This is a genomic window from Kitasatospora misakiensis (assembly GCF_042656005.1).
Classification (GTDB): domain Bacteria; phylum Actinomycetota; class Actinomycetes; order Streptomycetales; family Streptomycetaceae; genus Kitasatospora; species Kitasatospora misakiensis.
On record NZ_JBHSOF010000002.1, the window covers coordinates 13,421 to 34,985 of the forward strand.

The window sequence follows — 21,565 nt, forward strand, 5'->3', positions numbered from 1 at the left end:
CCTGTTCTACGCGGCCGGATCCGCCGGCCCGGTTGTCGTCTGCGGCGGCGCCGGGTCGCCCGCCGCCCCCGCGCTCCCGGCGACCCCGGTTTCGAAGCGCTGCTCCAGTACGGAGGCCATCAGCGCGGCGATGTCCTCGCGGTCGAGTCCGGCGGCCCGGGCCTCGTCGACCCACCCCACCAGCCCGGCGCGCAGCGGACCGTCGGCGGCCGCCTCCGGGCGGGCGAGCGAGCGGCGGACGAAGGTGCCGAGGCCGGGCCTGGGCTCGACCAGCCCCTCGCGTTCGAGTTCGCGGTAGGCCTTCAGCACGGTGTTCGGGTTGATCGCGGTCTGCTCGACCACCTCCCGCGCGGTCGGCAGCTTGTCCCCGGGCTGCAGCACGCCGAGCCGCAGGGCCTGCTTGGTCTGCTGCACGATCTGCTGATAGGTGGAGACGCCGCTGCGCCGCTCGATGCGGTACTCGATCACACCCGCATCACCCTTTCACTAGTTTATTAGTGGAATCGTGGCGGACCACGGCGCCGTGGTCAAGTCGAACCCGGGGGGTGCGTTCCGAGGGATTGGAGAAAGGCCTACGGGCGGGCGAGCAGGCGCAGGTCGCCGTCGTCCACGACCCGTCGGTAGCCGAGCTGTTCGTAGCGGCCGAGCATCCGGACGGTGTCGGCGATCGCGCAGGGCGCCTGCACGCTGGGGTCGGCCAGGTCGACGGCCACCCACTCCGGCCCGCCGCGCGGTCCGCCGTCCGGTCCGCCGTGCGACCCGTCGGCGAGGGGCGGTGCCGGCTCGCGGCAGACCAGGCCGACCGTGGTTCGCCCGGCCAGTTGTGCGGCGAGGCGGTTGGAGGCGGTGACGGTGGCGCCGTCGGGTATCCGGGCGAGCATCGCCCGGGCCTGCGTCAGCCGGGGCGAGGTGCCCCAGGCCCCGGGGGCGACGAGTTCGTGCAGGGGGTAGATCGGGAGCGTCACGACAGCGACCAGGCCGGCGGCGACCAGCGCGCGGCGAGCCCGGCGCACGGCCGCCCGGGCCGGGCCGGCGGAGGCACCGGCCGCGTCGACCCCGGAAGAGGCACCGGCCCGGGCGAAGGCTCCGCTCCACTGCAGGCCGTCCACCAGGGCCGCCAGCAGCAGCGGCATCAGCACCGCGCTGTAGTGGTAACTCACGCCCCAGTAGTGCGGGTTGTCGGCGATCAGCCGCCAGCCGAGGGTCGGCACGCAGAGCAGCACCAGGGGCGAGCGCAGCCCCAGGAACCCGGCCGTCGCGGCGGCCAGCCCGAGCAGCAGCCACTTCAGCGGCGGCCAGACCAGCCGGACCGCCGCCTCCCAGGGCGCGCCCGCCGCCTCCCGCGTGCCCATCTGCCCCCAGTAGTCGAAGCCGCCGCCCGGGTTGAACGCGGGCAGCACCACCAGCACGGTCAGCGCGGTCGCGGCGAGCCCGAAGACCATCACCCCGAAGCCCAGCGCCCCGACCCGGCTCCCGAGCCCCGCCCGGAAGAGGACCAGCCCGCCGAACACGGCCACCGTGAGCCCGAGGTCCTCTTTGACCAGGACCAGCGGCAACGCCCAGAGCACCGCCGCGACCGACCGGCCCCGGCCGAGTGCGGTGGCCGCGAAGGCCAGCAGTGGCACGGCGAACGCGATCTCGTGGAAGTCGTCGGCCACCGCCTCGACGATCCCCCAGGACGCCCCGGTCAGGCAGCCGACGAGACCGGCGAGCCGAGGGCCGCCCACCTCGAAGGCCCAGCGGCTGAGCGGCACGACGGCCAGCGCCATCAGCACCGCCTGCGCCAGGAGCAGCGTCACGGCGCTCGGGAACAGCCGGTACAGCGGGGCGAGGGTGACCAGCACGGGATGGAAGTGGTCCCCGAGCAGGTGGTAGCCGGGGCCCTTGAGCAGGACGACCGGCGCCTCGCCGTGCGCGTACGCGCGAACCGCCTGCTCGAAGATGCCCAGGTCATAGGCCTGGGTCAGCATCCGCCGGTGCCGGTTGACGGCGACGCAGGCGTAGAGCACGGCGAACAGCCCGGCCAGCCCCCAGGGCAGCAGCCAGGACAGCCCCCAGGACAGCGTCCGGGGCCGCCGGAGGGCGCGGAGCATCCACATCAGTAAACCACCCTTTCACTACTTAATTAGTGAAAGGGTGGTGGAACCCCGGAGCGACCGTCAACCCCGGACGCTCGCCGCGTTCGGCGGAGGCTGGTACGCCCTGTTCGCCCTGGGCGACACCTGGCTGCAACTCGCCCTGGCCGCCGGGCGGCCCGGATCACCCGCCGGTTCTGCGCCGAGAAGGGCATCCCGTACTACGAGACCGGGCTGCTCCGCTCCTACCGCGAGATCTTCGCGCACCTCCACCGGAGCGGCGAGCCGCTGCGCGCGGACCACTGACCGACGGGCGGCGCCGGCGCCATGAGGACGGCGCCGCCGGGCGTCAGACGAGTTCGGCGGCCAGCAGATCCATCAGCAGATTGTCGTGCCAGGTGCCGTCGGAGCCCCGCTCGTACTCGCGCATCACGCCCACCGGGCGGAAGCCGACCTTCTCGTAGCAGCGGATCGCCGCGGCGTTGTCCGCCGCCGGGTCGATGATCAGCCGGTGGTAGTGGTGGTCGTCGACGAGGTGGCGGGCCAGGGTGCGGACGGCGTCGGTGCCGTGGCCGCGACCGTGGTGGGCCGGGTCGAGGTAGATGTCCAGACCGGCGTGGCGGTACTCGTCGTCGTTCTCGGCGTACCACTGGACGGCGCCGACGACCCGGCCGCCGACCTCGATCACGAAGGTCTCGGTGCCGGGCTCGGCGAGGTCGGTGGTGACGGCGTCGGTGAGGTCGTCCCCACCGCGCCAGCGGGCGAAGACCTCGGGGGTGCGGCGGATCGCGACCAGGGCCGGGATGTCCTCGGCCGCGGCCGGTCGGAGCGTGACGTGCCGGCCGTGCAGAATCGTCCCCATAAGAGCGGATGCTTCCATGGAACGCCGCATTCGGCGAGTCGTTTTCGGCGTTGCGGACACCGCCTCCCACCAGCGATGATTCGCCGTCGTGACACATCTGCTGATCTTCGCCCTGGCCGTGGCGGTCTACCTCCTGTACCGGTACCGCCGGCACCGGAGCCATCTGACGTGGGCCCGGGAGGGCTTCGACCCGGCGGCGTACGGCATGGCGCCGCGCGAGCGCCTCGACCCGACCCGGTCCGGCCCGCCGGCCCCGCTGGAGGAGCGCGAGCGCTCCCGGGCGATCGCCGAGGCGGCCTGGGCCGGGGACTGGCGCCCGGCGGCCGAGTACGCGGCCGAGCCCGGGGACCACTGGGACGAGCGCTGGTCGCGGCTGGGCCTGCTGGCGGCGATAGCCGCCGACGGCGACGGCTGGCTGACCGCCTGGCGCGCCGCCCAACCGGACAACTGCGACGCCGCCACCCTGGAGGCGAAGCTGCTGGTGCGTCGCGCCTGGGAGGTCCGCGGCTCCGGCTACGGGCACGAGGTCGGCGAAGACGCGATCAACAGCTTCCGGGAACTGCTGCCGGCCGCGATCGAGGCGGCCCGCAAGGCCGCCCTGCTGGACCCGGCGAACCCGGGCCCGTGGGTGGTGATCGTGACGGCGGCGCGCGGGGCGCAGTTCACCCCGGAGCAGTTCCAGGAGGCGTGGGACGAGCTGCTGAAGCGCGCCTGGTACCACTACGACGGCCACTGGCAGGCCATGCAGTACTGGTGCGCCAAGTGGTTCGGCTCGAACGACAAGATGATGGCCTTCGCCGAGAGCGCCATGGACGCGGCCCCGCCCGGGAGTCCGCTGGGCGGGATCTACCTGCACGCGCTCGCCGAACTGGAGGAGCGCCGCTCCATCACCGGCACGCTCGCGGCCGACAAGACCACCTGGCGGCTCACCAACCTCGCCACCCAGCTGCGGCAGGTCCGCCCGGACGACGAGCGGCTGCCGCAGCTGCGGCACCTGCTGGCGCACTTCGCCGGCGAGGTGGAGTCGTACGAGGTGGCACTGGAGCAGTTCCGGGCGATCGGCCCGTGGTGCGGGGCGCGGCCGTGGACCAAGCACGAGGACCCGGCGGCGGCCTTCGACCTGGCCCGCGCCCTCGCGGTGAAGCGGTCCAAGGCCGAACCCCTGGCGCCCGAGCTGCGCCCGACGAAGGCCTCCGGCGTTCAGCACGGTCGTTAGGCCATAAGTCTCTCGGCGGCCTCACGCAGGCAGTCCGCCGTCGGCCGGGAGGGTGCCGAGGAAGTCCCGGACGGCGGCGGCGAAGGCCTCGGGGGCGGCCGCGTACACGAAGTGGTCGGCGTCGAGCTCCACCGCCGTGGTGGCGGGGCGGCGCTCGACCATCGCCGCCGCCTGCTCGGCGGGAACGACCCCCCGGGTGCCGCGGACCAGCAGGGCCGGGCAGGAGGTGGCCGTCCAGTCCGCCCAGTGGTCGCCGTGGACGGCGTCCTCGGAGCGGTACATCTCCTGCGGGCGGAAGGGCAGCCGCCAGCCGCCGTCCGCGTTCCGGCGCAGCCGGTCGGCGAAGTACGGCGCGGCCGGGCCCAGACCGGCGATCAGCTCCTCGCGGGTGGGGGCCTCGTACGGCAGGCCGAGCAGGAAGCCGAGGGGGTTGGTCCCGTCCAGGCCGAGCGCGGCCGGGCCCTCGGCGTTGACCAGGGCGGCGACGCGCTCGGGGTGGCGTGCCGCGAACTGGTAGGCGTTGATGGCGCCGAGCGAGTGGCCGAGCAGCACGACCCGCTCCAGGCCGAGGTGGTCGAGGAGCGCCCCGAGGTCGGCGAGGTAGCCGCCCCGCGTGTAGTCGGCCGTCCGGTCGGACTCGCCCTGGCCGCGCTGGTCCGGCGCGATCAGCCGCCACTCGGGGCCGAGCGCCTCGGCGAGGTGCGCGAACGTCGCCCCCTCGGACAGGTGCCCGTGCAGGGCGACCAGCGGCCGGCCCGCCCCGCCGAAGTCGAGGTAGGAGAGGCGGCGGCCGTCGATGGTCAGCTCGGCGCGGACGGCGGTGCCCGGCGCGGTCACGGTGAGGTCGGTCATGACTGGTCCCCCTTGGGTCGAACGTCTCGGTCAAGCGGTCGATCGGTCAAGCGGTCAACGGGAAGGAGACTATCCATGATTTGCACAGTTGTGCAAGACGCTCGTCTCACACGTTCGTCCTAGGCGCTCCGGTGGCGGGTCGGGGAAGTCGTCGGAAGAATTTCCCGGCCGGCTGTCGAAACGGGCGCCGTCCGTTCGACGCAGGGGTGAGCGGCGGGGAGAAGCCCCGCCCGCACCGACGAGGAGTGAGCCGCCATGCCGCGCTTCATGAGTCTGATCCGCATCGACGAGCAGCAGGCCGAGCAGTTCGAGATGGACCCCGCCTTCGAGGAGCGGATGGGGGCGCTGTTCGCCGAGATCACCAACGCCGGGGTGATGCTGGACACCGCCGGCCTGCTGCCGACCAAGCAGGGCACCCGGCTGCTCTGGGACGGCGGGAAGGTGAGCTGCACCGACGGGCCGTTCACCGAGACCAAGGAGGTCGTGGGCGGCTACGCGATCCTCCAGTGCAAGGACATGGCCGAGGCCGTCGAGTGGACCCGGCGCTTCCTGGAGACGCACCCGGCGGGCTGGACGGTCGGCGCCGAGCTGCGGCAGATCGACGAGGCCGCCACGCCGCCGGAGGCGTGACAGCCGGGCACCTCGGAAGTAGCCGCCGGGGCGACGGGTTTGCCCGGGTGGGCGGCGGCTGCTCTGATGGGTGATCGTGACGGAGCGCGACGCGGGTGCGACGGAGACAGAGACGGAGACGGAGACGGAGACGGCCAGGACGGTCGAAGCCGTGTTCAGGATCGAGTCCGCCCGGATCATCGCCGGGGTCACCCGCATCGTGCGCGATGTCGGCATCGCCGAGGAGTTGGCGCAGGACGCGCTGGTCGCCGCTCTGGAGCAGTGGCCCGGGTCGGGCGTCCCGGACCGTCCGGGCGCCTGGCTCATGGCCACCGCCAAGCACCGCGCGATCGACCTGGTCCGCCGCCGGGAGACGTACGCGCGCAAGCTCGCCGAGGTCGGGCGGTCGCTGGAGGACGTCCCGCCGCCGGAGCCGGCCGGGCCGGACGACATCGACGACGACCTGCTGCGGCTGATCTTCACCGTCTGCCACCCGGTGCTGTCCGCGGAGGCCCGGATCGCGCTGACGCTGCGGCTGCTCGGCGGGCTGACCACGGCGGAGATCGCCCGGGCCGTGCTCACCCCGGAGCCGACGGTCGCCCAGCGGATCGTCCGCGCCAAGCGGGCGCTGGCGCGAGCCGGGATACCGTTCGAGGTGCCGTACGGGGCGGAGCGGGCGGCCCGGCTCTCCTCCGTGCTGGAGGTCATCTACCTGATCTTCAACGAGGGTTACGCGGCCACCGCCGGGGACGACCTGCTGCGGCCGGCACTCTGCGAGGACGCGCTGCGCCTCGCCCGGGTGCTGGCCGCGCTGATGCCCGAGGAGCCCGAGGCGCACGGACTGGCGGCGCTGCTGGAGCTCCAGGCCTCCCGGACGGCGGCCCGCACCGGGCCGGACGGCGCACCCGTGCTGCTCGCCGACCAGAACCGCGCCCGCTGGGACCGGCTGCTGATCCGGCGCGGGCTCGCCGCCCTGGTGCGGGCGGGCACCGGGCCGTACTCGGTCCAGGCCGCGATCGCCGCCTGCCACGCGCGGGCCGCGCGCTACGAGGACACCGACTGGACCACCATCGCGGCGCTCTACGGGCGGCTGATGGCGGTGGCGCCGTCCCCGGTGGTCGAGCTGAACCGGGCCGTGGCGCTGTCGATGGCGGAGGGTCCGGTGGTCGCGCTGGAGGTGGTGGACGCGCTGACCGCGGAACCGGCGCTGCGCGGGTACCACCTGCTGCCCAGCGTCCGGGGCGATCTGCTGGCCCGGCTGGGGCGGGGCGCCGAGGCGCGGGCGGAGTTCGAGCGGGCGGCCGGGCTGACCCGCAACGAGCGGGAGCGGGAGCTGCTGCTGGCCCGCGCCGCGGCGGCCGAGGAGGAGTAGAGCCCCGAGGAGGGGTGAGGCCCCGAGGGCTCCGGTGCCCTCGGGGCCGGCGACTCGGAGGACGACTCAGGGGGTGTCGTCGAGGCGGAGCCGGGCGCTGACCTGGCCGAGGCCGTCGGCGAGGACGACGAGCTGCTCCCGGCTGAGGACGTCGATGAGCAGTTCGCGGACCAGCGCGACGTGGCCGGGGGCGGCCTCGCGCAGCATCTCGCGCCCCGGGTCGGTGAGCTCGGCGAAGACCCCGCGCACATCGCTCGGGCAGGAGCGGCGGCCGACCAGTCCCATCTTCTCCAACTGGGTGACCTGGTAGGTCAGACCGCTCTTGGAGGTGACGAGCCGCTCCGCCAGCTCGGTCATCCGCAGCGAGCCGGCCGGGGCGGCGGAGAGGTGGACGAGGATCTCGTACTGGGTGTGGGAGAGACCGGAATCCTCCTTGAGCTGGCGTTCCAGGCGGCGGTTGAGGAGGTTGCTCGCGATGACGAAGCTCCGCCAGGCGGCCATCTCCTCCTCGTCGAGCCACCGGGGCTCGGGCGGGGCGGCGGCGGAGGGGGGCGCCGAAGGTGCGGACTGGGTGGAGGGCATGGAGTGATCGTACCCCTATTGTTCAAATTCGAACGAAGGGTGTACCGTCGGAATCAGTGGAGAGTTCAAATTTGAACTATCTGCCGTGAACCCACCCGCCGTGCCCCACCTTCCGTGAACCACCTGCCGTGAACCACCTGCCGTGGCCACCCGCCACGGAGCGCGCCCGAGGGCCAGAGGAGAAGAGCCGCCATGAGTACCGCCGCACCCGAGCGCATGCCCGCCCTCTACCTGTCGCACGGGGCGCCGCCGCTCGCCGACGACCCCGTCTGGCCCGGTGAGCTGGCCGCCTGGTCCGCCGACCTGCCGCGCCCCCGGGCGATCCTGATGGTCTCCGCGCACTGGGAGGAGGCCCCGCTCGCGCTCGGCGCCGTCACCACCGTGCCGCTCGTCTACGACTTCTGGGGCTTCCCCGAGCACTACTACCGCGTCCAGTACGCCGCCCCCGGCGCGCCGGAGCTCGCCGAGCGCGTGCGGAAGCTGCTGCGCGCCCCCGGCACGCCCGTGCAGGACATGCCCGACCGCGGCCTCGACCACGGCGCGTACGTCCCCCTGGTGGAGATGTTCCCGGCGGCGGACGTCCCGGTCCTCCAGGTCTCCCTGCCGACCCTCGACCCGCAGCGGCTCCTGGAGATCGGCCGCCGGCTCGCCCCGCTGCGCGACGAGGGCGTACTGATCGTCGGCAGCGGCTTCTTCACCCACAATCTGCGGGCGCTCAGCCACGACGGCCGGATCAGCTCGGTGATGGCCGAGTTCGACGACTGGGGCCGGCGGGCCCTGGAGGCCCAGGACCTCGACGCGCTGCTCGACTTCGAGCAGAAGGCGCCGGCGGGCCGGCTCGCCCACCCCCGGACCGAGCACTTCGCCCCGCTGTTCGTCACCCTCGGTGCGGCGGACGGCGAACTGGGCAGCCAGCGCGCCGTGATCGACGGGTTCTGGATGGGACTGGCGAAGCGCTCGATCCAGCTCGGCTGACCGGCTGACCGGCTGACCCGCCGGACTCCGGCGCCGTCCGGGCGGGTGGGGCCCTCGTGCGCCCGCGGGGGCCCGTGAGACGGTGGGCCGATGACCGACCATCAGATGAACGGCGCCGACGTCCGGGCCGCCCTCGCCGAGGCGACGGCCGTCCTGGGCCCCGCCGCCGAGGCGGGCGGCGCACGCTGGGACGCGCCCGCCGGGCCGCTGGAGTGGAGCTGCCGGGAGACCGCCGCCCACATCGCCCACGACCTGCTCGCCTACGCCGGACAGCTCGCCGCCCGGCCCACCGACCGCTATCTGCCGCTGGACCTCACCGTGCACCCGGAGGCCGGACCGGCCGAGGTGCTCACCGTGGTCACGGCCGCCGCGCAGCTGCTGGCCACCGCCCTGGACGCGGCGCCGCCCGGGCTGCGCGCCTGGCACTACGGGCCGTGCGACCCGGCCGGCTTCGCGGCGATGGGCGTCGCCGAGACCCTGGTGCACACCCACGACATCACCCTCGGGCTGGGCCTGGCGTGGCGGCCCCCGGAGCGGCTCGCCGCGGCGGTACTCGCCCGGCTCTTCCCCGACGCGCCCGCCGGGGACCCTGCGGACGTGCTGATCTGGTGCACCGGCCGCGGGGAGCTGAACGGCCGCCCGCGCAGGACCTCGTGGATCTGGCGGGCGGCCGTCGAGTAACGGTCGTCAAGTAACGGTCGTCAAGTAGCAGCCGTCGAGCAGCGGTCGGGCGCGTCAGGCGGCGGCGATCCGCTCGGCGGCGCTGCGCACGACGCAGAACTCGTTGCCCTCGATGTCGGTGAGGGTCACCCAGCCCGTGCCGTCCAGCTGGCGGTGGTCCTCGAAGGGCTTCGCGCCCAGGGCGATGAGGCGCTCCACCTCCTCGTCCCGGGTGCGGTCCTTCGGACTCAGGTCCAGGTGGACCCGGTTCTTGACGGACTTGCCCTCCGGGACCTCGATGAAGAGCAGCGAGACGCCCTCCGAGTTCACCTCGATCTCCGAGTCCCCCGGGCCATCGCCCTCGCCCAGGGCGCCGTCCAGCGCCTCCACCCAGAACTGGGCGAGGGTGTAGGGGTCGGCGCAATCGATCGTCACATGTCGCACAAGAGAAGCCATGTGACCACTGTGACCTGGATCTCCCTCCCCCGTCCAACCGGTTACGGGCGCCGCCGGTGGCCCCGACGGCCGCTCCGACCGGCCTACTTGAGGCCCTCCCAGCCCCAGCGCGGGGTCGGGCCCGGGTCCCCGAGGTCGGTGCCGACCGGCGCGGCGGAGACGTCCTTGGCGATCCGGGTCCCCCAGTCGAAGTACTCCAGGACGCGGCGGCGCAGGAGTTCACCCTCGGGCAGTTCCTTGTCCACCGCCTCGGCCATCAGCTCCATCCACCGGGTGCGATGCTCCTCGGTGATGGCGAGGCCGAGGTGCGCGCGGAGCAGCGACTGGTGGCCGCCAAGGTCGGTGGTGAAGCCGTCCGGGCCGCCGAAGACCTCGGCCAGCCAGACGGCGACGTGCTCGATGTGGGTGGGGGTGAAGTCGGCGAAGACCGGCGCGAGCACCGGGTCGGCGAGCACGCCCTGGTAGAAGGTGTTGCTCAGTCTCCGGAGGGCGTCGAGGCCCCCGATCGCGTCGTAGAGGCCGTCGGAGCGGTGGTCGGTCATCGGTGTCTCCCCGTGCGGATGTCCTTGCGGTCCTGGCGCCCTTCCTAGCAGCGGAGCGGAGGCCGCGCCTCCTCTACGGGACCTGTTCGCCGCCGGCTCAGCAAGAGGAGGGGCGGGCTCCGGCTTCGGGCCGCGCGGACCGGCGGCGCACCTCCCGAGGCCCGGCGCTTGACCTTGCCACTGGCGGCAGGGTCGGAGGCTTGCGGACATGAACGGAACGACGGGAACGGACGAGGCAGTGGCACGGCGACTTCGGGTGGTGGTGGTCACCGGGGCGGGGACCGGGATCGGGCGGGCGACGGCCCGGGCCTTCGCCGCACAGGGGCCGGAGCTGCTGGTGGTGGCCGTCGGACGGCGGGCGGAGCCGCTCGCGGAGACGGCGGAGGCGGCGCCGGGGCGGATCGTGCCGCTGGTCGCGGACATCACGGCGCCGGACGGGCCGGAGACGATCGTCCGGGCGGCGGTGGAGCGGTTCGGCCGGCTGGACGTCCTGGTCAACAACGCGGGCATCGCTCCGCACGCGACGCTCGGCAGCTACCGCCCCGAGGGCGTCGCCGCCCTGCTGGCCACCAATCTGACGGCGCCCGTCCTGCTGGCCCAGGCCGCGCTGCCCGCGCTCACCGAGAGCCGGGGCGTGATCGTCAACGTCAGCACGGCCGTCGGTCAGCGCGGCTGGCCCAGCAACTCGGCCTACGCGGCGAGCAAGGCCGCCGTGGACTCGCTGACCCGCAGCTGGGCGGTGGAACTGGCGCCGCGCGGCATCCGGGTCGTGGCGGTGGCCCCCGGCGCGATCGCGACACCGATCGCCGACCACGCCGGGGTCGGCCCCGAGCAGCGGGCGGCCCTGCGCGCGTGGCAGATCGCCCACACCCCGCTCGGCCGGATCGGCGAGGCCGCCGAGGTGGCCTGGGCCGTCACCCAACTCGCCGATCCGCGGGCCTCCTTCGTCACCGGAGTAGTCTTGCCGGTGGACGGGGGCGCCGTGGTCAGCTGAGCCCCGCGGGGAGACTGCGGGGAGACAGCCGGGCGCCGTGAGGAGAACGGACGGAGGCCGCGCGGGTGCGGATCGGCGAGCTGGCGCGGGCGACGGGGACCACCGCACGGGCCCTGCGGCACTACGAACAGGCCGGGCTGATCGACTCCGGGCGGGCGGCCAACGGCTACCGGGTGTACGACGAGGCGACGGTGACCCGGGTGCGCAACATCCGCTCGCTGCTGGAGGCCGGGTTCACCCTGGAGGACGTCCGGCCGTTCCTGGGGTGCCTGGACAGCGACGCGTTCGGGCCGCCGTCGGCCGGTGCTCTGCGGATCGCCCGGGACCGGCTGACGGTGCTGGAGCGCCGGATCGCCGCCCAGAGCGCGACCCGGGACCGGCTGGCCGCGGCGATCGCCGACGCCGAGGCGATCGCCGACGCCGAGGCGATCGCGGACGCCGAGGCGACCGTACGGGCGTAGGGCGCGTCCCGGGACCTGCCCCCGGGCCGCCCCCTTCCGGGTGACACCCCCGATCGGGGGTGTGCAGCGGGCGGCGGGCGGAGGACAGTGGGCGCATGCAGATTCCACTCTCCGTGATGGACTTCCTCGACCGGGCCGAGCTGGTCTACGGCGACCGGGTCGGCATCGTCGACGAAGCGGCGCAACCGGCCGCGTCCTGGGGCGATCTGACCTACCGTCGGGTGGCCGAGCTGGCCCGGGCGCAGGCGGCCGGTCTCGACCGGCTCGGGGTCGGACCGGGCGAGCGGGTGGCGGTCGTCTCGCACAACTCGGCGCGGCTGCTCACCTCGATGTTCGGCGTGAGCGGGCACGGCCGGGTGCTGGTGCCGGTGAACTTCCGCCTCAAGGCCGAGGAGGTGTCGTACATCGTCGAGCAGAGCGGCGCCTCGGTGCTGCTCGTCGACCCGGAGCTGGCCGAGCCGCTGGCCGGGGTGGTCGCCAAGCACAAGTTCGTGATCGGCGCGGACAGCGACGCGCTGCTGTACGACTTCGACCACGCGCCGCGCCGGTACGCGATCGACGAGAACGACACCGCCACCATCAACTACACCAGCGGAACCACCGCCCGCCCCAAGGGCGTTCAGCTCACCCACCGCAGCATCTGGCTGAACGCGACGCTGATGGCCCTGCACTTCGGGGCCGGCGACCGGGACGTCTACCTGCACACCCTGCCGATGTTCCACGCGAACGGCTGGGGCCTGCCGTTCTCGCTCACCGGCCTGGGCGCGCGGCACGTGGTGCTGCGGAAGGTGGACGGCGCGGAGATCCTGCGCCGGGTCGAGCGGCACGGCGTGACCTTCCTGTGCGGCGCGCCCGCCGTGGTGCAGATGGTGCTGGACGCGGCGGCCGACTGGGACGGCCCGATTCCCGGCCGGGACCGGGTGCGGATGGTGGTGGCCGGCGCGCCGCCGCCGACCTCGGTGGTGCAGCGGATGGAGTCCGAACTCGGCTGGGAGTTCATGCAGATCTACGGCCTGACCGAGACCTCGCCGGTGGTGACGGTGAACCGCACCCGCGCCGAGTGGGACGCCCTGCCCGCCGAGCGGCGCGCCGAGAAGCTGGTGCAGGCCGGCGCCCCGGCCCTCGGCAACCAGGTGCGGGTGGACGGCCAGGGCGAGGTGCTGGTCCGCTCCAACGTCGTCCTGGAGGGCTACTGGCAGCAGCCGGCGGCCACCGCCGAGGCGATCCGGGACGGCTGGTTCCACACCGGCGACGGCGGCACGCTGACCGACGGCTATCTGAGCATCTCGGACCGGAAGAAGGACGTCATCATCAGCGGCGGGGAGAACGTCTCCTCGATCGAGGTGGAGGACTGCCTGTACGACCACCCGGCGGTGGCCGAGGTCGCGGTGATCGGCGTACCGGACGCCAAGTGGGGCGAGACGGTCAAGGCCCTGGTGGTGCTGAAGCCGGGCGCCGAGATCGGCGAGGCGGACCTCATCGCGCACTGCAAGCAGCGACTGGCCGGGTACAAGTCGCCCACCTCGGTGGAGTTCCGGGAGTCGCTGCCGCGGACGACCACCGGGAAGCTGCAGAAGTTCCGGCTCCGCGAGCCGTACTGGGCGGGGCGCGAGCGCGGCGTCAACTGACTCCGGGAGCCGGGCTGTTGCGGTTTCGGTTCATTCGAGGAGGCCGGACTCCCGGGCGGTGACGGTGAGTTCGGTTCGGTTGCGGACGCCGAGCTTGTGCATGGCGCTCTTCAGGTAGCCCGTCACCGTGTTGCAGGTGAGGCCGAGCTGGGCGGCGATCTCCGGGTTGGTCCGGCCGGTCGCCGCCCAGCGGAGCACCTCGCGCTCGCGCCGGGTGAGCGGGACGGGCGGTCTCGTTCTTGACGGCGCGGGGTCGGCGGCCGGCGCTCCGCACCAGGCGGCGGCCCCGGCCAGGGCCAGGGTGGCGACCTCGGCGAGCCTGGTCACCGCGCCGATCCGGACGTCGCCGAACGGCACCACCGCGCGCAGCGACGCGTACACGACGCCGTGCACCGCGCCGTCGTGCAGCAGCGGCACGGTGAGCATCGCGTAGAGGTCCTCGGCGGTGACGGCGGCGTCGTAGTGGTGCGAGATGGTGGTGGCGGCGCGGTAGTCGGGCACCCAGGTGGGCGCCCGTTCGGCCAGCGCCCGGCCGCCGAGGCCGGTGCCGGCGGGCACGGCGAGGTCGTGCAGCAGGTCCGCCCGGGTGCCGGCCCAGTGCCGCAGCACCATGCCCCCGGGCCCGGGCCCGGCCGCCTCCGGCTCGGGCACGCCGACCAGGCCGACGTCGGCTCCGCAGTCGGCGACCACCCGGCGGGCGAGGTCGCCGAGCACGGCGTCCCGGACCAACTCGGCGGCCCGGGCGGCGAGTTCGTCCGGCGCGGGCACACCGCCCGGCGGCGGGCCCGGGGCGGTCGGGGCGGTCGTCACCGCGCGATTGTCACACGGGCTCCGGCCCGTGGGGAGGGGTCGGGAGCGCGGGGTTCCGTGGAGTTCGCGAGGCGGGGCCGCCGGGCGGCGTAGGGTGCGGGCGCGAGGTTACCGGCGGGTCACTGGCGGTGGCGCGCCGCGGTGTTCCAGGTTTCCGAGCTTGCGAGAGGGAGATCCATGACGGACCCGAACGTTCCCGGGCAGTCGTCCGTACTGGCCGGGCTGCTGGCCGACCTGCGGGCCGAGAGCGAGGTGCTGGACGGGCTGGTCGCCGGCCTGGAGCCGGACGGCTGGGCACTGGACACGCCCGCGCCGGGCTGGACGGTGGCCCATCAGATCGCCCACCTGGCCTGGACGGACGACTGGTCGGAGCTGGCCGCGCGCGACCCCGAGGCCTTCGTCGCGGACTCCCGCCGGATCTTCGGCGAGCTGCTGGCGGCCGGCGCGGACCCGGTGGAGGACGGCGCGGCGCACGGGGCCACCGAGGAGCCGGCGGCGCTGCTGGCCCGCTGGCGGGCCGGTCGGGAGCGGCTCGCGACGGCCCTCGCGACGGTCCCGGCCGACGCCAAGCTGCCCTGGCTGGGCCCGCCGATGAAGGCCGCGTCGATGGCCACCGCCCGGCTGATGGAGACCTGGGCGCACGGACAGGACGTCGCGGACGCGCTCGGCGCCGTCCGGGAGCCGACCGCGCGGCTGCGGCACGTCGCGCACCTGGGCGTGCGGACCCTGGGGTTCGCCTTCACGGTGCACGGACTGCCGGCCCCGCAGGCCCCGGTCCGGATCGAACTCACCGCGCCGGACGGCGGGTTGTGGACATGGGGGCCGGAGGAAGCGGCGGACCGGGTGAGCGGACCTGCCCTGGACTTCTGCCTGCTGGTCACCCAGCGCCGACACCGGGACGATCTCGCGCTGACCGCCGTCGGTGAGGTGGCGAGGGTCTGGCTGCCGATCGCCCAGGCCTTCGCGGGACCGCCCGGCAAGGGGCGCGAGGCGGACTCCTCGATTTAACCGATGATTCGTCAAATCCGTTGGCCCGCACGGTAAACCACACGTTCCGGCGATATACAGAGTTCGTCAGCGAATGATGGAATCCGGCCATGAAGCGAATGAATCCGATGCGCACCGCCCTGGCCGGCGCCGCCGCCCTGCTCGCCGTCGGCGGGCTCCTCGTAGCCCCCGCCCAGGCCGCGTTCGCGCTGCCCGCAGGACCGGCCGCCGCGGCCGCACCGGCGCTGGTCAGGGCGGGGACCCCGGCCGCGCACCGGGTGGTCACCTTCGTCGAGGAGTATCGGGCGGCGGTGCTCGGCCTGAGCGGCGAGAGCCCGCGCGCCGTCCGCGAGCGCTTCCTCGTCCCGCACCTGAACTTCCGCCTGGACGCCTGGGCGCAGGAGCACGACGCCGATCCGGTGTTCCGCGCCCAGAACGTGCCGGCGGACTGGTCCGCCCAGCAGGTGAAGGAGGAGTACGGCTACGCCTCCGTCCGGTTCACCGAGTTCTGGGGCGGGGGCGGCAGCCAGGAGGTCTGGTACACCGTCCGCCTGAGCGATCTGCGGATCGTCGAGCTGAACGACCAGCCCGCCTTCTGACCCGGTCCCGGTCGTCCACGGACCTCATGAACCCCGGCGCGGCGCAGGCACCCCCCACGACTGCGCCGCGCCGGTCCGTCGCCGCTACTTCCCGCCGTCGCGCAGGAGCAGCAGCCCGCGGCCCCGCTCCAGGGCACCCGCCGGCCAGGCCGGGAGCAGCTCGCCGAGCAGCCACTCGACCTCCTCGGCCGCGTCCTCGTCGGCGGAGCCGACCGTGCGGAGCAGGGCGTCGCCGTCGATCGCGAACGCCGAGAGGTACTGTTCGGACATCGGGCCATTATCGCGGTGCCGTCATATCCCTTGACGCTCAGGGGCGTTGAGGCGTACCGGCAATCGTGCGCGCCGGGCCTGGCGCTCCCCCGCCCGCCCCGGTCGCCGGGGTGCTGCCGCACCCGGTCACCATCAGCGCACCGACCACGAGCAGCAGGCCCGCCCGGGCCTGGGCCGGTATCCGGCGGAGCACGGCGCGGGTCGCGGTCGTCGGCGTCGGGTCCATGGGGACGATCATGGCACGACCCGATCCGCCCGCCGTCACAGCCCGATCCGCAGCGGGGCGAGCCGGGTGGCGACCAGGTTGGTGGCACCCCGGTCCCGTTCGATGTGCCCGTGGACCAGCAGCCCGGCCCGATCCAGGGCGGTGCGGCGCTGGGACTCCCAGACCGGCCGGCTGCAGATCACGTTGATCAGCCCGGTCTCGTCCTCCAGGCTGAGGAAGAGCACACCGCCCGCCGTCGGCGGCCGCTGCCGGTGGGTGACCAGACCGCCGACCACCACCGCGGACCCGTCCGCCACGTCCGGGAGTTGGGCCGCCGAGAGCGCGCCGCCGCGCTCCAGGTGGGCCCGCAGGTGCTGGAGCGGATGGCTGGTCGCGGACGTCCCGGTGGCCCAGAGGTCGGCGATGGTCTCCTCGACCGGGGTCATCGCGGGCAGCTCCGGCGCCTCGGTGCCGGGGGTCGTGCCCGGGAGGAGGTCCGCCGAGACACCCGCGAACGCGCCCGCCGCCCAGAGCGCCTGGCGCCGTCCGAGCCCGAAGCAGCCGAACGCGCCCGCCGCGGCCAGCGCCTCCAGGGCCGGGGCGGGCAGGCCGGTCCGGCGGGCGAAGTCCTCCAGGTCCGCGTACGGCTGCCCGGCCGCGATCGCCTCGGCCTGCGCGGTGCCGATGCCGCGCACGGTGTCCAGCCCGAGCCGGATCGCGGGCTGCGGCCGGCCCGCGGTGAGCGGCGGTGCGGGCGTCGGCCCCCGGTACGGCTCCAGGGTGGGCGCGGGGCCGCTGGCGTTGACGTCCACCCCGCGCACCCGGACGCCGTGCCGCCGGGCGTCCGAGATCAGGCTGAGCGGCGAGTAGAAGCCCATCGGCTGGTTGGCCAGCAGGGCGCAGGTGAAGGCCGCCGGGTAGTGGTACTTGAGCCAGGCGCTGGCGTACACCAGGTAGGCGAAGCTGATCGCGTGGCTCTCCGGGAAGCCGTAGTTGGAGAAGGCCTCGATCTTCAGGTAGACGTCCGCCGCCACCTCCTCCGGGATGCCGCGCTCGGCCATGCCCGCCAGCAGCCGGTCCCGCAGCCGGGCGACCCGTTCGTGGGAGCGCTTGGCGCCCATCGCCTGACGCAGCCGGTCCGCCTCGGCGGGGGTGAACCCGGCGCAGTCGATGGCGAGTTGCATCATCTGCTCCTGGAACAGCGGCACCCCGAGGGTCTTGCCGAGCGCGTTCTCCATCAGCGGGTGCGGGCAGCCGGCCGGCTCCACCCCGGCGCGGCGGCGCAGGTACGGGTGGACGGAGCCGCCCTGGATCGGGCCGGGCCGGATCAGCGCGACCTCCACCACCAGGTCGTAGAAGTGGTCCGGCTTGAGGCGGGGCAGGGTGGCCATCTGGGCGCGTGACTCGACCTGGAAGACCCCGACCGTGTCGGCCCGCCGCAGCATCGCGTACACGCCCGCGTCGTCGTCCGGGATGGTCGCGAGGTCGTAGTGCTGCCCGTGGTGGCGGGCGACCAGGTCGCAGGTGTCGTGCAGCGCGGCGAGCATGCCGAGTCCGAGCAGGTCGATCTTGACCAGTCCGGCGCCGGCCACCGACTCCTTGTCCCACTGCAGCACGGACCGCCCCGGCATCCGGGCCCACTCGGTCGGGCAGATCTCGGCGATCGGCTCCCGGGTGAGCACCATGCCGCCCGAGTGGATGCCCAGGTGGCGCGGCAGGCCGTGGAGTTGTCCGGCGAGCGAGAGGACGTCGGCGGGGATGACGGCGTCCGCGCCGGGCGGCGAGCGGAAGTCCGCCTGCCGGCTGAAGGCGTCCACCTGTCCCTGCGGGTAGCCGAGCACCCTGGCCGCGTCGCGCAGCGCCAGCCGGGGCCGGTAGGTGATCACATTGGCGACCTGGGCGGCGTGCTCGCGCCCGTACCGGCGGTAGACGTACTGGATGACCTCCTCGCGGCGGCGGTTCTCGATGTCCAGGTCGATGTCCGGCGGCCCGTCGCGGGCGGTGGAGAGGAAGCGTTCGAAGAGCAGCTTGTAGTGCACCGGGTCGACGGCGGTGATCCCCAGCGCGAAGCAGACGGCCGAGTTGGCCGCCGAACCGCGCCCCTGGCACCAGATGCCCTCGCGGCGGCAGAAGTCGACGATGTCGTGGACGATCAGGAAGTAGCCGGCCAGGTCGAGGTCCTCGATGACGTCCAGCTCGCGGGCGAGCTGGCGGCGGGCCGGACCGTTCGCCGGTCCGAACCGGCCCGGGCCGCCCTCGGCGACCAGCCGGCGGAGGTGGCTGATCTCGGTGTGGCCGGGCGGGACGGGGTAGCCGGGCAGCTTCGGGTCCAGGGTCGCGAAGTCGAAGGCACAGGCGCGGGCGAGGTCCACGGTCGCCTCGCGGACACCGGGGAAGCGGGCCAGCCGGGCCGCCATCTCGCGGCCGGAGCGCAGGTGGGCGGTGCCGGCGGCCCGCGTCCAGCCCGCCGCCTCGGCGAGGGTGCGGCGGTCGTGCAGGGCGGCCAGGCCCTGGGCCAGCCTGCCCTGGGCGGGCCCGGCGTGGTGGGCGTTGGTGGAGGCGACGGTGGGCAGGCGCAGCCGGGCGGCGAGCGCGGCGAGGGCGTCGTTGCGCAGGTCGTCGCCGGGGAGCCACTGGTCGATCAGCTCGACGTGGACGTTCTCACGGCCGAAGGCCTCGGCGAGGGTGCGGAGTTGGTGCTCGGGGTCGGGGAGGAGGACGGCGGGGTCGGCTGTGGCGGCGGACAGAGCGGCCGGGACGCGACCGAGGCGGCAGCCGGTGAGCACCGCCCAGTGGCCGCCGTGTGCGTCGGCCAGGGCGGCGAAGTCGTAGACCGGGTTCCCCTTGGCCCCGCCCGCGAGCTGGGCCGCGCCGATGACGACGGAGAGGCGGCGGTAGCCCTCCGGGTCGCGGGCCAGCACGAGCAGGTGCTCGACGCCGCCGCCCTTTTCCTGACGGAGCGTCAGTTCGGCGCCGAAGACGGTCGCCACGCCCGTGCCACGGGCCGCCTCGGCGAACCGGACCACGCCGTAGAGGCCGTCGTGGTCGGTGAGCGCGAGCGCCTCGACCTCCAGTCGGGCGGCCTCGGCGACCAGCGCCTCGGGGTCGCTGGCGCCGTCCAGGAAGCTGAAGGCGGAGTGGACGTGCAGTTCGGCCCAGGCGGGTCCGGCGGAGGCGGCCGGCTCGGCCGGGCGGTCGGGAGCGGCGGGGTCGGCGGGCTTCGGGGCCGGGCGGGGGTGCAGCGGCACGACGTCGCCGCCGGCGCCGGCGGCCATACGCCGGTGCAGCTCGCTCCAGGGGACGGAGGGATGGCTGGTGAATCCCATCGGGGTGGCGCCTTCGGTCTCTCGTTCGTTTCCGGTCCCCCGCTTGCTGACGACCCGGCCCGGGCGGCCGGGCCGTCAGTCGTACCCGGCCTCCACGAACCAGGCACCCCCCTCCACCGTGAGCAGCAGCGCCCGCCCGTCCGCCACCGTCACCTGGAACCGCGCCCGGCGGCGGGCCCGCGCCTGGTCCCACCAGTACTCGACCGCCGGCCAGGGGCCGGTCCAACCGTCCACCGCCAGTTCCCGCCCGCGCACCGCCACGGTGGCCGGCCGGGCCGACATCCCCGCCCGGCCGTCCACCGTCACCGGCCGCCCGGCCGCGTCCAGTACCGTCGCCGGCACCGGGACGGGGTGCACGACGGTCGGCCAGACGTCCCGCAGCCCACCGATCCGGCCCGGCCACGGCGCGTCGGCGGGCGCCGCCGGGTCGTACGGCTCGCCCCACGGCACCCGGACCGCCTGCTCGTCCGGCCCCCGTCCGCCCGCCGGCTCGATCCGGCGCAGCCCGGCATGCCCGAGCACCGCCTGCACCCGGGCCACCGCGCGCTCCACCCGGTCGTCCGCCACCGCCTGTCCCCAGAGGGCGAGTTGGCGGCCCTGGTCGGGGGTGAGGTCGTCGGGGACGAGGCGCAGCGCGGTGAAGCCGCCCGGCTCGGGGCCCGCGCCGGGGTGATCCTCCCCGAGGTGGTCCGCCCCGGGGCGGCTCTCGGCGACGGCGCGGCTCTCCCCGGGGCGGCTCTCGGTGACGGCGCGGTCGAACGTGCCGGTGCTCTGCCAGGCCTGGAGCTGCCAACGGACCCGTTCGGCGAGCGCCGTCGCCGAGAGCCGGCCCTCGTGCCGCCAGAGCTGGGCGACCGTCCGGCCGTCGGCGCACACCACCTCGACGGCCACCCGCTGGCAGGTCAGCCCCGCCCCGGCGAGCCGCTGGTGCAGCCGCTCGGCCAGGGTCCGGGCGACGAACACCAGCGGTTCGGCGAGCGACTCCGGCGGATCGAAGCGCTGTTCGACGGAGAGGTCCGGCCCCTCGGTACGCGGCACCAGCGGGCGCGGCTGGAGACCGCGGGCCAGCCGGTGCGCCGTCGTACCGGTGGGGCCGAAGCGGTCGGCCACCGACTCGGCGGGCAGTGCGGCGAACGCCCCGACCGTGGGCAGGCCCAGCCGGTCCAGCAGTTCGGCCAGCCCGGCGTCGCCGAGCGCGGTCACCGGGTAGGGCGCGAGGAACTCCGCCGTCCGCCCGGCGGGGACCAGCACCCCGGCCCGGGCGGCGAGCACGGCGGCGAACAGGCCGTCGGCCACTCCCACCAGGCCGAGGGGCGACACGCTCACGGGCGGGGCGGGGGTGGGGGCGGGGTCGGGAACCGACGGATAGGCCGGCGGGCGCGCGAAGCCACCGCGGGCGCCGTCCCGGGCGGGCGGCGCGGCGGAGAACAGCTCCTCCACCCCGGCCGTCCGCCGCCGGGCCCCGGCCCGCTCGGCATCGGCGGGGTGCGCGGGGGCGGCCGGACGCAGGGGCACGACCTCCGCCAGGCCGTCCCCCTCGCCACGACCCCGCGCCGCCTCCGCGTCCGCCGGCTGCGCCTGGGGTCCGACGACCGCCGCCGTCACGGCCTCCGCGACCGCCGCCGACACCACCGCCTCCGACACCGCCAGGGCAGCCGTGACTGCCCCCTGGACCTTCGCCGCCAGGGCCTCCTCCCCGCCGAAGTAGCGGGCCGGGCCCTTCACCGGGATCGCGCACAGCCCCGGGCGCAGCACCTCCACCCGGGGGGTGAACGCCTCCACCGCCGCGGCCACCGGTTCGAACCGCCGGGCCTCCGCCTCCGGGTCCCGGTCGCGCAGATCGAGCGCCGGGCAGAGCCGCTGGGCCAGCTTGAGCCGCTGCCCCTGCCGCACCCCGGCCGCCCGGGCCACCGCCGAGCAGGCCAGCACCCGGCCGCCCTCGACCACCGCCACCGGGACGTCCCGGTCCTCCCCCGGACGTTCGACGGCCACCACCGGCCAGTCCGGACACCACACCACCAGCACCCGGGGGGTGACCGCGCCACCCGCCCCGGTGGACCCGGCAACCTCTCCACCGGTCATCC

General features: G+C 74.8%; 22 protein-coding genes. 10 read left to right on the top strand and 12 right to left on the bottom strand.

Annotation, left to right across the window (positions count from 1 at the left end; translation table 11 throughout):
- Window positions 1-6: 6 nt before the first annotated feature.
- The 3 genes from ACFP3U_RS01940 to ACFP3U_RS01950 all read right to left on the bottom strand — a co-directional run bounded on the left by ACFP3U_RS01940 (window position 7) and on the right by ACFP3U_RS01950 (window position 2,937).
- Window positions 7-468, bottom strand: coding sequence for a GntR family transcriptional regulator (locus ACFP3U_RS01940; protein ID WP_380223323.1), 462 nt, complete (start codon window positions 466-468; stop codon window positions 7-9).
- A gap of 104 nt (window positions 469-572) precedes the next feature.
- Window positions 573-2,093, bottom strand: coding sequence for a DUF2079 domain-containing protein (locus ACFP3U_RS01945; RefSeq protein WP_380223324.1), 1,521 nt, complete (start codon window positions 2,091-2,093; stop codon window positions 573-575).
- Window positions 2,094-2,424: 331 nt separating this feature from the next.
- Complete coding sequence (locus ACFP3U_RS01950; RefSeq protein WP_380223325.1) at window positions 2,425-2,937, bottom strand: GNAT family N-acetyltransferase; 513 nt, start codon at window positions 2,935-2,937, stop codon at window positions 2,425-2,427.
- An 88-nt stretch (window positions 2,938-3,025) separates the two neighbouring features.
- Between ACFP3U_RS01950 and ACFP3U_RS01955 the strand changes: the two genes are divergently transcribed.
- Window positions 3,026-4,153 carry a hypothetical protein gene (locus ACFP3U_RS01955; RefSeq protein WP_380223326.1) on the top strand — a complete coding sequence of 376 codons (1,128 nt, stop codon included), beginning with the start codon at window positions 3,026-3,028 and terminating at the stop codon, window positions 4,151-4,153.
- A 21-nt stretch (window positions 4,154-4,174) separates the two neighbouring features.
- On the opposite strand, the gene ACFP3U_RS01960 is transcribed toward ACFP3U_RS01955, so the two are convergent.
- A complete protein-coding gene (locus ACFP3U_RS01960; protein WP_380223327.1) occupies window positions 4,175-5,005 on the bottom strand; it encodes an alpha/beta fold hydrolase in 831 nt (276 codons plus the stop codon).
- 255 nt (window positions 5,006-5,260) lie between these two features.
- Here ACFP3U_RS01960 and ACFP3U_RS01965 point away from each other — a divergent pair, with 255 nt between their 5' ends.
- Window positions 5,261-5,635, top strand: a complete 375-nt coding sequence (locus ACFP3U_RS01965; RefSeq protein ID WP_380223328.1) for a YciI family protein — start codon at window positions 5,261-5,263, stop codon at window positions 5,633-5,635.
- Window positions 5,636-5,786: 151 nt separating this feature from the next.
- Window positions 5,787-6,986 carry an RNA polymerase sigma factor gene (locus ACFP3U_RS01970; protein ID WP_380223329.1) on the top strand — a complete coding sequence of 400 codons (1,200 nt, stop codon included), beginning with the start codon at window positions 5,787-5,789 and terminating at the stop codon, window positions 6,984-6,986.
- Window positions 6,987-7,052: 66 nt separating this feature from the next.
- On the opposite strand, the gene ACFP3U_RS01975 is transcribed toward ACFP3U_RS01970, so the two are convergent.
- Window positions 7,053-7,568 (bottom strand): MarR family winged helix-turn-helix transcriptional regulator, encoded by a 516-nt coding sequence (locus ACFP3U_RS01975; RefSeq protein WP_380223331.1) that lies wholly within the window; start codon window positions 7,566-7,568, stop codon window positions 7,053-7,055.
- Between the two features lie 192 nt (window positions 7,569-7,760).
- Between ACFP3U_RS01975 and ACFP3U_RS01980 the strand changes: the two genes are divergently transcribed.
- Together ACFP3U_RS01980 and ACFP3U_RS01985 are read left to right on the top strand one after the other, a co-directional pair.
- Window positions 7,761-8,543: a dioxygenase family protein gene (locus ACFP3U_RS01980; protein WP_380223332.1), complete on the top strand. Its 783-nt coding sequence runs from the start codon at window positions 7,761-7,763 to the stop codon at window positions 8,541-8,543.
- Window positions 8,544-8,633: 90 nt separating this feature from the next.
- Window positions 8,634-9,224: a maleylpyruvate isomerase N-terminal domain-containing protein gene (locus ACFP3U_RS01985; protein WP_380223333.1), complete on the top strand. Its 591-nt coding sequence runs from the start codon at window positions 8,634-8,636 to the stop codon at window positions 9,222-9,224.
- A 54-nt stretch (window positions 9,225-9,278) separates the two neighbouring features.
- Here the strand turns inward: ACFP3U_RS01985 and ACFP3U_RS01990 are convergent, their stop codons facing one another.
- Window positions 9,279-9,659 (bottom strand): VOC family protein, encoded by a 381-nt coding sequence (locus tag ACFP3U_RS01990; RefSeq protein ID WP_380223334.1) that lies wholly within the window; start codon window positions 9,657-9,659, stop codon window positions 9,279-9,281.
- 83 nt (window positions 9,660-9,742) lie between these two features.
- Entirely contained in the window at window positions 9,743-10,201 is a 459-nt protein-coding gene (locus ACFP3U_RS01995) for a group II truncated hemoglobin (RefSeq protein ID WP_380223335.1), read from the bottom strand.
- A gap of 208 nt (window positions 10,202-10,409) precedes the next feature.
- Between ACFP3U_RS01995 and ACFP3U_RS02000 the strand changes: the two genes are divergently transcribed.
- From ACFP3U_RS02000 to ACFP3U_RS02010, 3 genes are all read left to right on the top strand, one after another.
- Window positions 10,410-11,195 (top strand): SDR family NAD(P)-dependent oxidoreductase, encoded by a 786-nt coding sequence (locus ACFP3U_RS02000; RefSeq protein WP_380223337.1) that lies wholly within the window; start codon window positions 10,410-10,412, stop codon window positions 11,193-11,195.
- Between the two features lie 65 nt (window positions 11,196-11,260).
- Window positions 11,261-11,656: a MerR family transcriptional regulator gene (locus ACFP3U_RS02005; protein WP_380223338.1), complete on the top strand. Its 396-nt coding sequence runs from the start codon at window positions 11,261-11,263 to the stop codon at window positions 11,654-11,656.
- 95 nt (window positions 11,657-11,751) lie between these two features.
- Window positions 11,752-13,284, top strand: a complete 1,533-nt coding sequence (locus ACFP3U_RS02010) for an AMP-binding protein (protein ID WP_380223339.1) — start codon at window positions 11,752-11,754, stop codon at window positions 13,282-13,284.
- A gap of 30 nt (window positions 13,285-13,314) precedes the next feature.
- Here the strand turns inward: ACFP3U_RS02010 and ACFP3U_RS02015 are convergent, their stop codons facing one another.
- Window positions 13,315-14,094, bottom strand: coding sequence for a helix-turn-helix transcriptional regulator (locus tag ACFP3U_RS02015; RefSeq protein WP_380223340.1), 780 nt, complete (start codon window positions 14,092-14,094; stop codon window positions 13,315-13,317).
- A 177-nt stretch (window positions 14,095-14,271) separates the two neighbouring features.
- Between ACFP3U_RS02015 and ACFP3U_RS02020 the strand changes: the two genes are divergently transcribed.
- Together ACFP3U_RS02020 and ACFP3U_RS02025 are read left to right on the top strand one after the other, a co-directional pair.
- Window positions 14,272-15,102, top strand: coding sequence for a TIGR03084 family metal-binding protein (locus ACFP3U_RS02020; RefSeq protein ID WP_380223341.1), 831 nt, complete (start codon window positions 14,272-14,274; stop codon window positions 15,100-15,102).
- An 89-nt stretch (window positions 15,103-15,191) separates the two neighbouring features.
- Window positions 15,192-15,680 (top strand): hypothetical protein, encoded by a 489-nt coding sequence (locus ACFP3U_RS02025; RefSeq protein ID WP_380223342.1) that lies wholly within the window; start codon window positions 15,192-15,194, stop codon window positions 15,678-15,680.
- A gap of 84 nt (window positions 15,681-15,764) precedes the next feature.
- On the opposite strand, the gene ACFP3U_RS02030 is transcribed toward ACFP3U_RS02025, so the two are convergent.
- From ACFP3U_RS02030 to ACFP3U_RS02045, 4 genes are all read right to left on the bottom strand, one after another.
- A complete protein-coding gene (locus ACFP3U_RS02030) occupies window positions 15,765-15,950 on the bottom strand; it encodes a hypothetical protein (protein ID WP_380223343.1) in 186 nt (61 codons plus the stop codon).
- A gap of 37 nt (window positions 15,951-15,987) precedes the next feature.
- The gene (locus ACFP3U_RS02035; protein WP_380223344.1) at window positions 15,988-16,176 is read right to left on the bottom strand and encodes a hypothetical protein; all 189 of its coding nucleotides are present in this window, start codon (window positions 16,174-16,176) and stop codon (window positions 15,988-15,990) included.
- 35 nt (window positions 16,177-16,211) lie between these two features.
- Complete coding sequence (locus ACFP3U_RS02040; protein WP_380223345.1) at window positions 16,212-19,481, bottom strand: error-prone DNA polymerase; 3,270 nt, start codon at window positions 19,479-19,481, stop codon at window positions 16,212-16,214.
- A 75-nt stretch (window positions 19,482-19,556) separates the two neighbouring features.
- Window positions 19,557-21,563: a DNA polymerase Y family protein gene (locus tag ACFP3U_RS02045; RefSeq protein WP_380223346.1), complete on the bottom strand. Its 2,007-nt coding sequence runs from the start codon at window positions 21,561-21,563 to the stop codon at window positions 19,557-19,559.
- Window positions 21,564-21,565: the final 2 nt, after the last annotated feature.